General features: G+C 72.5%; 12 protein-coding genes and 1 pseudogene. 7 read left to right on the top strand and 6 right to left on the bottom strand.

Annotated features, from left to right (window positions below; genetic code table 11):
* Window positions 1-73 precede the first annotated feature (73 nt).
* The 3 genes and pseudogenes from MF406_RS17435 to MF406_RS17425 form a co-directional block, all read left to right on the top strand.
* Window positions 74-469 (top strand): arsenate reductase ArsC, encoded by a 396-nt coding sequence (locus MF406_RS17435; protein WP_242897869.1) that lies wholly within the window; start codon window positions 74-76, stop codon window positions 467-469.
* A gap of 68 nt (window positions 470-537) precedes the next feature.
* A complete protein-coding gene (locus MF406_RS17430) occupies window positions 538-1,734 on the top strand; it encodes an APC family permease (protein WP_242897868.1) in 1,197 nt (398 codons plus the stop codon).
* A 436-nt stretch (window positions 1,735-2,170) separates the two neighbouring features.
* Window positions 2,171-2,368 (top strand): annotated as a pseudogene (locus MF406_RS17425) (WhiB family transcriptional regulator); the annotation flags it as partial.
* 26 nt (window positions 2,369-2,394) lie between these two features.
* On the opposite strand, the gene MF406_RS17420 reads toward MF406_RS17425, so the two are convergent.
* The 5 genes from MF406_RS17420 to MF406_RS17400 all read right to left on the bottom strand — a co-directional run bounded on the left by MF406_RS17420 (window position 2,395) and on the right by MF406_RS17400 (window position 8,227).
* A complete protein-coding gene (locus MF406_RS17420; protein ID WP_242895861.1) occupies window positions 2,395-3,243 on the bottom strand; it encodes an NmrA family NAD(P)-binding protein in 849 nt (282 codons plus the stop codon).
* A 1,051-nt stretch (window positions 3,244-4,294) separates the two neighbouring features.
* Entirely contained in the window at window positions 4,295-5,488 is a 1,194-nt protein-coding gene (locus MF406_RS17415; RefSeq protein WP_242895860.1) for an ImmA/IrrE family metallo-endopeptidase, read from the bottom strand.
* Window positions 5,469-6,059, bottom strand: a complete 591-nt coding sequence (locus tag MF406_RS17410; RefSeq protein ID WP_242895859.1) for a hypothetical protein — start codon at window positions 6,057-6,059, stop codon at window positions 5,469-5,471. Before MF406_RS17410 ends, MF406_RS17415 begins: the two co-directional genes overlap by 20 nt.
* 110 nt (window positions 6,060-6,169) lie before the next feature.
* Window positions 6,170-7,018 carry a nucleotidyl transferase AbiEii/AbiGii toxin family protein gene (locus MF406_RS17405; protein WP_242895858.1) on the bottom strand — a complete coding sequence of 283 codons (849 nt, stop codon included), beginning with the start codon at window positions 7,016-7,018 and terminating at the stop codon, window positions 6,170-6,172.
* Between the two features lie 87 nt (window positions 7,019-7,105).
* Window positions 7,106-8,227 (bottom strand): type IV toxin-antitoxin system AbiEi family antitoxin domain-containing protein, encoded by a 1,122-nt coding sequence (locus tag MF406_RS17400; RefSeq protein ID WP_242895857.1) that lies wholly within the window; start codon window positions 8,225-8,227, stop codon window positions 7,106-7,108.
* A gap of 498 nt (window positions 8,228-8,725) precedes the next feature.
* On the opposite strand from MF406_RS17400, the gene dnaK reads away from it, so the two are divergent.
* The 4 genes from dnaK (at window position 8,726) to MF406_RS17380 (ending at window position 12,953) form a co-directional block, all read left to right on the top strand.
* Window positions 8,726-10,588 (top strand): molecular chaperone DnaK, encoded by a 1,863-nt coding sequence (dnaK, locus tag MF406_RS17395; protein WP_242895856.1) that lies wholly within the window; start codon window positions 8,726-8,728, stop codon window positions 10,586-10,588.
* Window positions 10,585-11,334, top strand: coding sequence for a nucleotide exchange factor GrpE (locus tag MF406_RS17390; RefSeq protein ID WP_242895855.1), 750 nt, complete (start codon window positions 10,585-10,587; stop codon window positions 11,332-11,334). Before dnaK ends, MF406_RS17390 begins: the two co-directional genes overlap by 4 nt.
* A gap of 99 nt (window positions 11,335-11,433) precedes the next feature.
* Complete coding sequence (locus MF406_RS17385; RefSeq protein ID WP_242895854.1) at window positions 11,434-12,414, top strand: DnaJ C-terminal domain-containing protein; 981 nt, start codon at window positions 11,434-11,436, stop codon at window positions 12,412-12,414.
* 89 nt (window positions 12,415-12,503) lie between these two features.
* The gene (locus MF406_RS17380) at window positions 12,504-12,953 is read left to right on the top strand and encodes a heat shock protein transcriptional repressor HspR (RefSeq protein WP_256463909.1); all 450 of its coding nucleotides are present in this window, start codon (window positions 12,504-12,506) and stop codon (window positions 12,951-12,953) included.
* A 76-nt stretch (window positions 12,954-13,029) separates the two neighbouring features.
* On the opposite strand, the gene MF406_RS17375 is transcribed toward MF406_RS17380, so the two are convergent.
* Window positions 13,030-13,920 (bottom strand): carbohydrate ABC transporter permease, encoded by an 891-nt coding sequence (locus tag MF406_RS17375; RefSeq protein ID WP_371744679.1) that lies wholly within the window; start codon window positions 13,918-13,920, stop codon window positions 13,030-13,032.
* Window positions 13,921-13,978 lie beyond the last annotated feature (58 nt).

Genomic DNA, 13,978 nt, shown 5'->3' with positions numbered 1-13,978 from the left:
GACCAGCGCCCATCGGACGGCCGCTCGCCCCTCCGTCCTGTTCGTCTGCGTCCACAACGCCGGCCGGTCCCAGATGGCCGCGGGCTTCCTGCGGCACCTGTCGGGCGGGGCCGTCGAGGTCCGGTCGGCCGGGTCGATGCCCGCCGACCAGATCAACCCCGTCGCCGTCGAGGCCATGCTCGAGGTCGGCATCGACATCCGGGCTGAACGCCCCAAGGTGCTGACCACCGACGCGGTCCAGGCCTCCGACGTCGTCGTCACCATGGGATGCGGAGACGCGTGCCCGGTCTTCCCCGGCACACGGTACGAGGACTGGGAGCTCGACGACCCGGCCGGGCAGGGCATCGATGCCGTGCGCCCGATCCGCGAGGAGATCCGCGCTCGCGTCCTCGGGCTCCTCGACGGCCTGGGCATTCCGCCCGTCCCGGCCGAGGCCGCACGGGTTCCCCGCGAGCGGGACCGTCCGTGAGCCAGCAGCACGACCGCCTGGCGCGGCGCCTGGGCACCGCCGACGCCGTGGTCATCGGCCTGGGCTCGATGATCGGCGCCGGGGTGTTCGTGGCCTTCGCGCCCGCGGCCCAGGCCGCGGGGGCGGCGCTGCTGGTCGGGCTCGTGGTGGCCGCCGTCGTCGCCTACGCCAACGCCACGTCCTCCGCCCAGCTCGCCGCCCAGTACCCGACATCCGGCGGCACCTACGTCTACGGGCGCGAGCGGCTCGGCCCGTGGTGGGGCTTCCTCGCCGGCTGGAGCTTCGTCATCGGCAAGACCGCCTCGTGCGCGGCGATGGCACTGACCTTCGCCGCCTACGCCGCACCCGAGGGGTGGGAGCGGCCGGTCGCGGCCGGGGCGGTCGCGGTCCTCGCCGCGGTCAACTACCGCGGCGTCACCCGCACCGCCCGCCTGACCCGGGTCCTCGTCACGCTCGTGCTGCTCGCCCTGACCACCGCCGTCGCCGCGAGCCTGACCGGCGGCGACCCGCAGTGGTCGGGCGTCGACGTCTGGGCCGGTGCCCGCGGCGGCTGGTACGGCGTCCTGCAGTCCGCCGGCCTGCTGTTCTTCGCCTTCGCCGGTTACGCGCGGATCGCCACCATGGGTGAGGAGGTGCGGGACCCGGCCCGGACCATCCCCCGGGCGATCCAGCTCGCCCTCGGCATCACCGTTCTCGTCTACGCCGTCGTCGCCGTCACGCTCCTGACCACGCTGGGCGCCGACGGCATCGCGAGGACGACGGCGCCCCTGGCCGCCGCGGTCGGGCAGAGCGGGGCCGGGTGGGCCGGGCCGGTGGTGCGGGTCGGCGCCGCCGCCGCGTCCCTCGGCGCGCTCCTCGCCCTCGTCGCCGGCGTCGGCCGGACGAGCCTGGCCATGGCACGCGAGGGCGACCTGCCGCGCTGGCTGGCGGCCGTCCATCCCCGGCACCGGGTGCCGCACCGCGCCGAGGTCGCCCTCGCCGTCGTCGTCTGCCTGCTGGTGCTCACCGTGGACCTCCGCGGTGCTATCGGGTTCTCCTCCTTCGGGGTGCTGCTGTACTACCTCGTCGCGAACCTCGCCGCGTGGACCCAGGCCCCTGAGCACCGCCGCTTCCCCCGGGCGCTCCAGGCGATCGGCGCCCTGGGCTGCGCCACGCTCGTCGTGACCCTGCCCCCGGCCGCCGTCGTCGTGGGCATCGCCGTGCTGGCCGTCGGCGTCGCGCTCCGCCGCTGGCGGACCGGACCGCACCGGCCGAGGGGCTCCTGACCAGTTCTCCGCGGACGCACCACCGCACGACGACGCCGCTCCGAACAGCGGAGAGCCCGGCAGTTATGACGTGCTTGTTCGACGACGAGTTCGCGGATGACATGTATGGCATGACCGCCATCGCATGACGTGCGCGTGTGGGCTCGCCGGTGCTGGGAGGGCGCGTCCTCGGCCCGGCAGAGCGTGCCAAGGGATGCGACAGAGTGCCCAGGTTTCCGGCCGTGCTGAACGCTACCGCACCCGCGCTGGATGGCGGGGGCCGAGAGTGGCGACGACCTCGATCTCCGGCTCACCAGCCGGTCGACCCGCCCCGAGCCTGCCCGAAGGAGCTGGCATGCAACAGCTCACCCTCCCGTCGCGTCCTGCCGCCAGACGAACGATGAGGACCGCACCCGCCCCGGCGACCCCGTGCCAGGCGTCAGGCGCCGGCGACCTGTGGTTCGCCGAGCGCAGCGTTGACGTGGAGCTGGCGAAGGCGCTCTGCCGCAGGTGCCCGGTCCGCCGTGCCTGCCTCGCCGGCGCGCTCGAGCGGCACGAGCCGTGGGGTGTCTGGGGTGGTGAGGTCTTCGTCAACGGGGTCGTGGTGGCGCACAAGCGCGGCCGCGGCCGCCCCAGGAAGGACGGTCCTCGGTAGGGCCGCCGGCCGGAGGCGAGGCAGGCTCAGTGCGTCCGGAGGAACTGCTCGAGGCTCATGGGCGGCGTGCCGGTGAGCCGTTCGACGGCGTCGCTCGGGCGGGCCATCACGTCGCTCGCGATTGCCGTGTAGGTGGAGACCCAGGCGTCGACCTGCCAGTCGGGGGCGCCGTAGGACGCCCGGGAGGCGTAGGCCTCCTCGACGGTCTCGTCGTGGAAGGTGACCGGCGTCCGGCGCACGTCGCTGATGGTGCGCGCGACGTCGGTCAGGCTCAGGCCCTCGGGGCCGGTGAGGTCGTAGGTGCGCCGGGCGTGGGGGTCGGGGTCGCGCAGCACCGCGGCTGCGGCGCGCGCGACGTCGTCCCGGGCGACGAACGCGCACCGCCCGTCGTCGGCGGGTCCGCGGATGACGCCGTCGTCACCGACGAACTGCTCCAGCAGGTTGAGGTAGAACGTGTCGCGCAGGAAGGTCCACGCCATCCCGGACGCCTTGATGTGCTCCTCGGTCGCGAAGTGGTCCCGGGCGAAGGTGAAGGTGGCGTCGGGAGCCGCCGCGGCGAAGGACGTGTAGACGACGTGCCGCACGCCGGCCTCGGCGGCGGCGTCGACGAACGTGGCGTGGTCCCGCACCCGGGTGGGGCTCTCGTGCCCGGACACCATGAGCAGCACGTCGACGCCGCGCAGGGCGTCGCGGGCGGCGCCGAGGTCGGCGTAGTCGGCGGCGGCGACCCCGACCGCCGTCGGCAGGACGGGCAGGCGAGGGCTGGACGGGTTGCGCACGAGCAGGCGCTGGGCGGTGCCGGCGGCGTCGAGGTGGCGGGCGACGAGCCCGCCGACGTAGCCGGTCGCCCCGGTGACGGCGACGAGGGTGCTCATGGGACCTCCGGCAAGGTGGCGTCTGCCCATGGTCGCGGATGGTGCGCACGACGGCGACCGGGGCGGCGGGTCGGCGGGTCGGCCGTGCGACGGCGAGCGGGCGGTGGACGCCGGCGGGCCCGACCGAACGACGCGATCAGCTCGGCGTTGACACCAGCATGAGACGCCCGCTGTCTCGCCGAGGCGTCCCGTACACCGACCCGCTTGTCGACCATCGCGGTGGCGGCCTCGAGGTTCGGTGGGGCGCGCTCGAGGTGCCCTGAGGCTGAGGGTGGCCAGCGCCATCAGCGGCGCCCCGATCATCATGCCGACGGCGAAGACCGTGATGAGCAGGCCCGCCTGCGCGAGCGTCACGTCGAACGACGAGGCCAACTGGGGCAGCAGGCCCGCGAGGACGAGCTCAGTGGTGCCCATCACGAACGCGACGGCACCCAGGAGCCACACCGTCAGCGGCAGGCGCGCCGGCGGACTGGAGGCAGCAGGCGCGCCCGCGATGGTCGGTGACGCAGGGGAGGTCTGCGTGGTGGTCATGGAGTTTCCTTTCCGGCCGCGCGGTGTCACGGCGGGTCGAGCAGTGCGGGGCCCAAGAAGCCGCGTGGAAGCCCACAGCAGAGGAAGGGGGCTCAGCCAGAACACCAGTGCCGCACCAGGGCAACCAGTCCGCGTGAAGAGAGGTACCGGCAGACCCCATCCCGTGCCAGGCGGGATCCCGACCTGTAGCCGGTCGGCTGGCCATCGGACGCGTCGTGCCGCGGGGTATGGCGCGCATTGCGCCCGGAGCTGCGCAACTCGGAGGCGTCGTCGTCCCGACGGCTGTAGGGAATCACCCGGCTGCTCCACCGACCGTCGCGCTGACCTGCCCGATGGCAGACGCGGCGGTCGGCTGCTGTCGCACAGGGCTGCTGCACCAAGCTCGTCGAGGGAGTTGTTGTCCAGGATCAGTCCAGCCCGGCGCTCCGTCCGCTCAGCAGCGACGTACGCGCCGTGGCACCCACGGAGCTTGCGACTGTGCTGACTCGGAGCGCAGGTGGGACCGGTGACGCCCAGGGCGTCACCGGTGTTGAGTACGGGGGCGTCGGAATTCAAGTACCGTTGCGGCTGGTCCGGAAGCGGGAGTTGGGGACCAGTTCGTCCATGCGTCGAAGTACCGGCGGCCGAGTCCGACGGTGTGAGGCATGTCGAGCGCCAAGCCGTTCGACGAGCGAGCGCGCTTTGCCAGCGCTCGTTCCATCCAGATCGCGTCCTCGTTGCCGACCTCGACGGGTTCGCCCTTGTTCCAGCCACGGGCCGAGATCTGCTTGTAGAGGCTCCTGGCGTGCTCCGCGTCGATCACTCCCAGTTGCTGGAGTCTCACTACGAGCGCCTTGATCGCGATGCCCCACGTCGCCTTCAGGGTCGACAGGGTCGAAAGGGTGACGCGCCCTCCTGAACGGTCCAGGTCTGCGAGGAGTGCGTCCCCGGGAGCGAGGAAGGCTCCGGCGAAGCGGTGTGCCTGCTTCTCGATTCGGGTTGCCTGCGCAGGAGTGTCGGGAGGTGGGCTCGCGTGGTGGAGTGTGAGGTGGCCGAGTTCGTGCGCGAGCGTGAAGCGCTGCCTGTCGCCTGGGATGTGGTGCTCTGGCGAAGCCGACGGTCTTGCGACTCGGATGACTGCAGTCGAGTCGACCCGCAGCGAGAGTCCAAGGTGGCGACCGAGTTCGGCATCCATCGGCAGCACGACGCATCCCAGTCGTTCAGTGGCTCGGATCGCGTTGGGAACAACGTCGTCGCGGTCGAGCCCGGCGGCTTCACGGACCTCCAGAGCGAACTGCTCGATCGCGTCGTCGTCGTTGGCGTCGCCGCCGAACAGCGGGAGCGTGTCTGGGAGCTGCTCTAGTCCGAGGCGGCGGATCACGTCGACAGCGGTCGTGCTGTCGGCCACTGCCCGGTCGACAGCCCGCTTCGACGCGTCTGCGTAGGCGCGTAGCCACGGCTTGGTCGTGAGGGGCTCGCGTGATTCCGCCACCAAGTATGCCGGGTCGCAGTCCAGCGAGCGTGTGATGGCCCCCAACAACTCGTCTGTCAGCGGAAGTCTGCCGTTCTCCAGCATGGAGATCGAGCCGGACGCCTGTCCGCTTGCCATCGCGAGGTCCGCCTGTGACAGCCCTGAGGCAAGACGCAGGCGCCGGACTCGCTCGCCAACGGTGGCTTGGTTCATGGTGGTCGTCTTTCCCTGATCTTCGTTCTCGTCAGCCGGCGTCGTGCCCAACGCCGAACTCGTTGTCGTCCTCGTCGAAGCCCGGGAGGCCTTCGGCGCGCGGCTCGAACTTGCGCGTCGGGCCGCCGTGCGTGCCGGTGCCGAGCAGGATCGGCGTGCCGAGCTTGAGGTGTCCCGGTGTTCCACCCTCGACACCGAGCACCTCGGCTGCGAACAGCTCGTCTAGGGATCCGCCGTCGTTGACGGTGAAGCCGAGTACCCAGTGCTCGAGGATGTCGAGCGTCGCTTCGTCGAGCGTGCCCCAGGCGGCCGCGCTGTTGGTCGGAATGCTGTAGGAGCCGTCGGCGCGGCGTTCAGCACGGCGCAGCCGGAAGACGCAGAGCGTGGTGCCGGTGGAGATGGTGATCTCGACCGCGCCCCGTGATCGGTCGATGTGGTGACCTACCAAACTGGCGCCGCGGCGTACCCCGTCGGCGATGAGCGATCGCAGCAGTTCGGACTCAACGCGCCCGGTGGCACGGAAGGCCTCATCCAGCTCGAGTGCGGTGTCGACCTGGTGGCCGCGCTCGGAGAGAACCTCGCGGACCTCGTCCGCGATCGTGTGGAGGTCCGCAACGTACACCGCCCGAAGATGTGACATGACCGTGAGCGTATTCCATCGGATGTCACATGGCTAGCGGCGGCCCCGCGTGTCGCGGTAGAGCGGGTCTGCTGCCCGGATAGGTGTCAGTCTCACCTGACGTGTCCGTGCGGGGAGGTGCCGCAACGGCCGATGTGGCCCTCCGGGCGCCAGAGTGACCATCGCATCTCGGCCGGTGCCCATCGCTGCCCGGCGGCGGCACCGCTCATCGCTGGCTCCAAGGACGCCGCGACGAGGCGGACCGCTGCTCCGAGGTCGTTCAGGCCGTCGCAGTGCGGTGTCCTGGCGGCCAGCGGTGGGTAGGTCGTGGCCCAGGCCGGCGGGACGGTGAAGGTCTCGGTGGCCGGCAGGCGGCGATGCAGGCGCTCGGCGACGATCGCATTGTGCAGCTTCTCGCCGTCGACGGGCTGGGTGCGGGCGAGCACGACGAGGTCGACGAGGTCTCGCGGGCGGCTGGAGCGGGTGCCGTCGGTGTAGACGGTCTGGGTGGCGGCGAGCTTGTCGGCGATGTGGTCGACGACGGGGTAGACACGCACGGTCGGCGGCGGCAGGCCCGGCACCTCCAGCGGCAGGCTCGAGCGCACGACCTCCGGCTCGGTGGTCATCAGCGAGCCGGTGACCAGGTCGACGCCGAAGGCCTCGCACCGTCGGGTGCCGCAGTAGGCGTCGACCTGCACCCGGTAGCCCGCGACGTCTGGCTGCTTGGCGGCACCGCCGGAAGGGCGCACGGTGCGGATCACGAACCGGAAGTGGTCGGCGAGGTCGACGGCCGCGGCCGCGCGCAGCACCTCGAGCGCGGCGTCGATGTCCCCGAGGCTGCTCAGGAGGTCGACGTCCTTGCTGTGCCGGGCGTCATTGACCCGCGCCAGCACGGCTGTGCGGCCCTTGAGCACCCAGGGGGGCGCTGGGGTCGGCGAACACGCGGGCGAGGAACCGGTCATAGACGAACCTGCGCACGATCTCGTTCGCCGGGCGCCCCGTCGCCTTGGAGGCCGCGCGGGCACGGTCCCTGATCGCACGCCCCAGCGTCACGCCATCGCGGTACCCGGTCGCGTTCGCGGCCGATCCTCACCCTCCACAACGTCGTCGTCCTCGTCGTCGGCGTCGGGCGCGCTGGGGGCGGCGGTGGCTCGGGCGGCGGCCTGCAGCGCAAGGAGAAGCTGCTGCAGAACTGTCTGGTTGTCCGGGTCCTCGAGCCAGGCGGAGATTCTCTGGCGGGTCTCGGGGCTCGGCATCGCGGCGGCGAGGCGGGCGCGCGCTGCGGCGCGGGTGGAGGTGTGCTTGCCGGCGAGCGTCTCGTTGACCGGCGCGACCGTCTCACGGATGCGCTCGGCCCTCTTCCCCAGGCCGGCGCGCAGCCCGGGGCTGCTCGCTGCGGTTCCCACGAGGGTGATGAGGTCCTCGACGAGCTTGGCAGTCTCGGGGGACCGGGCCACGCGATCGCCGAGGGAGCGGGCGACCAGGTCGGCGCCGGCGTCCGACCCGACCAGCCGGTCACCGAGCGCGCGCGGGGCCAGGCCGCCGGCCTGCAGCAGCTGGGCGGTCAGCGCAGCCGCGTCGGCCGCGTCGTAGCGGCGGACGACCGGCTCGAGCGCGCGCACGAGCGCACGGGTGTCGGCCGCGCCATGGCGAACGGCGTCGGCCGCTACCTGGCCGACGTGCTCGAGGTCGTGCCCGGCGGCCAGCAGGTCGCGGACCGTGCGCGCGGCGGTGGTGACCGGCAGGCCCGCGACCAGGGTGACGTCGGCCGGCGTCAGGGTGCCGCGGTGCACCCGTACGCCCGGGCGGGTGGACTGGTAGCGCGTCGGCAGGGTGAGCTCGTGCTCGTCGGCGAGCAGGTCGCCCAGGCCGTGCAGCTGCGCGGCGGACGCGTGCGAGACGACGCCGGCGCGGACCGGATCCGCCAGGCGCTCGACCACGGCCCGCCGCGGTTGCAGCGCGATCCACGCGGCGCGCAGCCCGAGCAGCTCATCACCCAGGACTGCGGGCGTGGCATAGACGCCGTGCGCGACGCGATCGAGGATGCCGGCCTCGACCAGGCGGCTTAGCTGCATGCGCGAGATCCCGGCCTGGTGCGCCTGGGCCGTGGTCACCAGCCCCCACTGACCGGCGGCGAGCTCGGTGAGCGTCGCAAGGCCGGACATGCGCATGCTGTAAATGTAACACCAACTGGTGACAATTCCAGCAAGGTCTCTAGCCAGAGCCGTTGCTGGCGTCGTCACCAAGGGCTCTAGCCAGAGCCGTTGCTGGAGTTGTCACCGAGGGCCCTGGCCAGAGACGAGATGTCCCTGGCTGACCGCTGCTCCCTCGGGGGTGATCATCATGCACCCTGCCCGAGCTCCCGGCTGACCGGTGCCAAGGTCGCACCGCGCCAGGCGGTGGTCGTCGCATCTCGACGCGGCCCTGTGCCTGCCGAGCTGCCGGCGCTCGACGTCCGCAGCGCGGGAGCCAGCGACCCCACGGACCGGGCGCCGCCCCACCCGCCCGGCCGCCGTCGGGAACAATCGGGGACCCTCGGTAGTTGAGCCAGGCAGACTCAAGTCTGCGACGCTCGATTTGGACATCTCACCGCCGGGCGTCAGACTTGAGTGCATCAGGCTCAAGACCTGGCGCGGACGTGCCAGGCACCGAGACGAAGGAGCACGCACATGGCACGAGCGGTCGGGATCGACCTGGGCACCACCAACTCCGTGGTCGCCGTCCTCGAGGGTGGCGAGCCCACCGTCATCGCGAACGCCGAGGGGGCGCGCACCACGCCCTCGGTGGTCGCCTTCAGCAAGTCCGGCGAGGTGCTGGTCGGCGAGGTCGCCAAGCGGCAGGCCGTGACCAACGTGGACCGGACCATCACCTCGGTCAAGCGGCACATGGGCACGCCGTGGACCAAGGAGATCGACGGCAAGAAGTACACCCCGCAGGAGATCTCCGCGCGGATCCTCGGCAAGCTGAAGAAGGACGCCGAGTCCTACCTCGGCGAGCCGGTGACCGACGCGGTCATCACCGTGCCGGCCTACTTCAACGACGCCGAGCGGCAGGCCACCAAGGACGCCGGGCAGGTCGCCGGGCTGAACGTCCTGCGCATCATCAACGAGCCCACCGCGGCCGCCCTGGCCTACGGGCTGGAGAAGGGCAAGGAGGACGAGCTCATCCTCGTCTTCGACCTCGGTGGCGGCACCTTCGACGTGTCCCTGCTCGAGGTGGGCAAGGACGAGGACAACTTCTCCACCATCCAGGTCCGCGCCACCAACGGCGACAACCGCCTCGGCGGTGACGACTGGGACCAGCGGATCGTGGACTGGCTCGTCAAGCAGGTGAAGAACAAGGACGGCGTGGACCTGGCCAAGGATCGCATCGCCCTGCAGCGCCTGCGGGAGGCGGCCGAGCAGGCCAAGAAGGAGCTCTCCTCCACGACGAGCACCAACATCTCCCTGCAGTACCTCTCGATGAGCGAGTCCGGCCCGATCCACCTCGACGAGCGGCTCACCCGCGCCGCCTTCGAGGAGATGACCTCGGACCTGCTGGAGCGGACCAAGACTCCGTTCCACAACGTCATCAAGGACGCCGGCATCTCCGTCTCCGACATCGACCACGTCGTGCTCGTGGGTGGCTCCACCCGCATGCCGGCCGTGACCGACGTCGTGCGCGGGCTCACCGGCGGCAAGGAGCCGAACAAGGGCGTCAACCCGGACGAGGTCGTCGCCGTCGGCGCCGCCCTGCAGGCCGGCGTCATCCGCGGTGACCGCAAGGACGTCCTGCTCATCGACGTCACCCCGCTGTCCCTGGGCATCGAGACCAAGGGCGGGGTGATGACCAAGCTCATCGAGCGCAACACGGCCATCCCGACCAAGCGGTCGGAGGTGTTCTCCACCGCCGAGGACAACCAGCCGAGCGTGCTCATCCAGGTCTTCCAGGGCGAGCGCGAGTTCGCCCGGGACAACAAGCCGCTGGGCACCTTCGAGCTGACCGGGATCGCCCCGGCGCCGCGCGGGATGCCGCAGATCGAGGTCACCTTCGACATCGACGCCAACGGCATCGTGCACGTCTCGGCCAAGGACCGGGGCACCGGCAAGGAGCAGTCGATGACCATCACCGGCGGCTCGGCCCTGCCCAAGGACGAGATCGACCGGATGGTCAAGGAGGCCGAGGCGCACGCCGCCGAGGACGCCCGCCGCCGGGAGGAGGCCGACCTGCGCAACACCGCCGAGCAGCAGGTGTACGCCACCGAGAAGCTCCTCACCGACAACGCCGACAAGCTGCCCGAGGACGTCGCCACCGACGTGCGCGGCGCCGTCGACGCGGTGAAGAAGGCGCTCGAGGGCGAGGACGTCGAGGCGATCCGCACGGCTCAGGCCGAGCTCACCACCAAGAGCCAGCGGATCGGCGAGGCCCTCTACGCCCAGCAGGGCGCCCAGGGCGGTGCGCAGGAGCAGCCCGGCCCGGACGGCCAGGCCGCCCGCGGCGCAGACGATGACGTGGTCGACGCCGAGATCGTCGACGACGAGGAGGCCAAGTGACCGCACAGACCCCGGAGGAGGCGGGCTACGACAGGCCCGTGGTGACCGACAAGCGCCGGATCGACCCGGAGACCGGCAAGGCCCGCACGACGGCGGCCGGTACCGGTGCGGCCGCGGGCGCGGCCACCGGCGGGGCCCAGGCCGGCCCGGCCCAGACCGGTGCCACGGCGCCGGCCGGGGCCGCCGGCCCGGACGGGACGACGGCGGCCGGCGGCGCCGCGGGCACCAGCGCCCCGGCCGCCGCCGGCGCGGCGCCCGCCACCAGTGCCCCGGCCGCGGCCGACCCGAGCGGGGAGCTGGCCAAGGCCCAGGCCGAGGCGCTCGACCTGGCCGACCAGCTGGCCCGCCGCAACGCCGACGTCTACAACGTCCAGCAGGAGTACAACGCCTACGTCCGCCGGGCCAAGGCAGAGGCCGCCGTGCACCGGCAGGAGGGCGTGCAGGACGTCGTCGAGGCGCTCCTCGGGGTGCTCGACGAGATCGAGCTCGCCCGCCAGCACGGGGACCTGACCGGGCCGTTCGCCGCGATCGCGGAGAAGCTGGAGGGCACGCTGGAGCAGCGCTTCGGCGTGGTTCGCTTCGCCGCGGTCGGGGAGGAGTTCGACCCCGAGGTGCACGAGGCGCTCATGCACAGCACCGACCCGGAGGCCACGGCCACCACGGTCAGCCAGGTGCTGCAGCCGGGCTACCGCGTGGGCGAGCGCGTGCTGCGCGCCGCCCGGGTGGCGGTGACCGGCCCGGCATGATGTGGCGGGCAGCCGGCCCGGGGGACCGGGCATGATGCAGGCCAGGTGCCGCGGCGGGTCTCCCGCCGCGGCACGCCGCGATGGAGGAGGTGAGGGGCGATGACCGGACAGGACTGGCTGGAGAAGGACTTCTACGCCACGCTCGGGGTCGCCAAGGACGCCGATGCCGACGCCATCAAGAAGGCCTACCGCAAGCTCGCCCGGAAGTACCACCCGGACCAGAACCCGGGGGACGCCAAGGCCGAGGACCGGTTCAAGGCGATCGGCGAGGCCTACGCCGTGCTCTCCGACCCCGAGCAGCGCAAGCAGTACGACGCGCTGCGCGCGATGGCCGGCGGCGGGCCCCGGTTCTCCGCCGGGACCGGCGGCGGCGGCGCCGGCTTCGAGGACCTGTTCGGCGGGATGTTCGGCGCCGGCGCGCCGGGCGGCACGCGGGTCCGCTACACCACCCAGGGGCAGGGCATGCCCACCGGCGGCTTCGAGGACATCCTGTCCGGGATGTTCGGCGGCAGCGCCGGCGGCTTCGGCTCCCGACGGCGGCCCCAGCGCGGGGCCGACGTCGTCGCCTCGGCCACCCTGCCCTTCCGGCAGGCGCTGACCGGCGCCACCGTGCAGCTGACCGTGGACGGCCGGGTGGTCACCACCCGCATCCCGGCCGGCGTGCACGACGGGCAGAAGATCCGGATCCGGGGCAAGGGCCAGCCCGGGACCAACGGCGGCGAGCCCGGCGACCTCATCGTCACGGTCGCCGTCGAGCCGCACCCGCTGTTCTCCCTGGACGGCAAGAACGTCCGTCTGACCGTCCCGATCACCTTCGACGAGGCGGCGCTGGGCGCCACCATCGAGGTGCCCACCCCCGAGGGCGAGACGGTGAAGGTCAAGGTCGCGGCCGGCACGCCGTCGGGCCGGACGCTGCGCGTGCGCCGCCGCGGCGCCGCCAGCGGGGACCTGCTGGTCACCGTCAACGTGGTGGTCCCGTCGCGGCTGTCGGCCAAGGCCAAGGCCGCGGTGCAGGAGTTCGCCCGGGCCAACGACGGGGCGAACCCCCGGGAGGGCCTGGCGGCGCTGGCCGCCCGCTGACGGCAGCGCACAGCTTGGTGGGAGCGCGACCGCCGCCGGCAGGGACCACGCTGGTGGCAGCGCACCGGTAGCGAGAGAGGAGGAGCCAGGTGGCGAGCACCGACGCGCACGACGATGCGACGATCCTGACGATCTCCGTGGCCGCCGAGCTGGCCGGCATGCATCCGCAGACGCTGCGGCAGTACGACCGGCTGGGGCTCGTCGAGCCCCGCCGCACCGCCGGCCGGGGACGGCGCTACTCCCTCGGCGACGTCGCGCTGCTCCGGCAGGTGCAGCGGCTCAGCCAGGACGAGGGCATCAACCTCGCCGGCATCAAGCGGATCATGGACCTGGAGCGCGAGCTCGCGGACCTGGAGCGCGAGCTCGCCCGGGTCCGCGCCGAGAACGACCGGCTCCGCGCGGCCGCCGAGCCCGGGCACCGCATCTTCGCCGCCGACCCCACCGGCGACGTCGTCGCCGTGCCGCGCGGCACCCGGGTGCGCCGGGTCGAGACCGCCAGCGGCGGCGCGCTGGTGCTGTGGCGCCCGCCGCGCCGCTGACCGCCGTGGCTGGCCGGCGAGCAGCCGGGAGCGTGCGTGAGCCACGACGGGATCGGCAGCGGTGCCGACGGGACGGCTACTGCCCGCCCATCCCGGTCGTCGCGACGCTCTGCACGATGCGGCGCTGGAACAGCATGAACACGACGAGCAGGGGGAGCGCGGCGACGACGGCCGCGGCCATGGTCTGTGCGTACTGGACGCCGTAGGCGCTCTTCACGGTCGCCAGGCCGACGGGGAGCGTCATGAGCGCGGGGTCGTTGGTGACGATGAACGGCCACAGGAAGTTGTTCCACGCGCCGATGAACACGAAGATCGCGACGGCCATGAGGATCGAGCGCGACAGCGGGACCACGATCGTCCAGAACAGGCGCCACGGCCCCGCGCCATCGATGCGTGCGGCGTCGAGCAGCTCCTCGGGGATGGCGTCGAAGAAGCCCTTGAGGATGAACACCATGACGGGCGCGACGACCTGCGGCAGGACCACCGCGGCGAGCGTGTCCACCAGGCCGAAGGCCTGCATCTGCTGGAACAGCGGCACGATGAGGATCTGCGGCGGGACGAGGATCGCCGCGACCGTGACCGCGAGGAGGGCCTTGCGGCCGCGGAACAGGGTCCGCGAGAACGCGTACGCGGCCATCGCCGAGATGAGCACCGTGATCGCCGTGACGGCCGCCGCGACGAGTGTCGTGTTCCACGTCCACCGCAGGACGTCGCCGCGCGAGAGGACCTCGCGGTAGGCGTCGAGCGTGAAGCCCGACGGCGGGAGCCAGGTCGCGCTCGTCGCCGCGTCGGTCTCGGACTTGAACGAGGTGTCCACGCCCCAGAGGAACGGGACCAGCCACGCGGCGGCGAGCACGAGGAGCACCGCGAGCGCCAGGCCGCGGGCCCACCGGCTCGTGCCGAGCGTCAGGCGGGTCATCGCCCGGTTCTCGGCGGCCCGGGCGCGACGGCGGTCGCGCCACGTCATGCGGCCGTCGCCGGCCGGGCCGGCCTCGGCGGGAGAGTGAGGACGGGTGAGCTCGGTG

This window comes from Georgenia sp. TF02-10 (genome assembly GCF_022759505.1).
Taxonomy (GTDB): Bacteria; Actinomycetota; Actinomycetes; order Actinomycetales; family Actinomycetaceae; genus TF02-10.
The sequence above is the reverse complement of the archived record's forward strand: the minus strand, read 5'-3'. Positions and strand labels throughout refer to the sequence as shown.

Excerpts from the sequence above, each read along its gene's own strand:
- MF406_RS17385 (WP_242895854.1), top strand. The coding sequence starts at position 11,434 with ATGACCGGACAGGACTGGCTGGAGAAGGACTTCTACGCCACGCTCGGG.
- dnaK (WP_242895856.1), top strand. The coding sequence starts at position 8,726 with ATGGCACGAGCGGTCGGGATCGACCTGGGCACCACCAACTCCGTGGTC.
- MF406_RS17430 (WP_242897868.1), top strand. The coding sequence starts at position 538 with ATGATCGGCGCCGGGGTGTTCGTGGCCTTCGCGCCCGCGGCCCAGGCC.
- MF406_RS17435 (WP_242897869.1), top strand. The coding sequence starts at position 74 with ATGGCCGCGGGCTTCCTGCGGCACCTGTCGGGCGGGGCCGTCGAGGTC.
- MF406_RS17420 (WP_242895861.1), bottom strand. The coding sequence starts at position 3,243 with ATGAGCACCCTCGTCGCCGTCACCGGGGCGACCGGCTACGTCGGCGGG.
- MF406_RS17400 (WP_242895857.1), bottom strand. The coding sequence starts at position 8,227 with ATGCGCATGTCCGGCCTTGCGACGCTCACCGAGCTCGCCGCCGGTCAG.
- MF406_RS17405 (WP_242895858.1), bottom strand. The coding sequence starts at position 7,018 with ATGACCGGTTCCTCGCCCGCGTGTTCGCCGACCCCAGCGCCCCCCTGG.
- MF406_RS17375 (WP_371744679.1), bottom strand. The coding sequence starts at position 13,920 with ATGACGTGGCGCGACCGCCGTCGCGCCCGGGCCGCCGAGAACCGGGCG.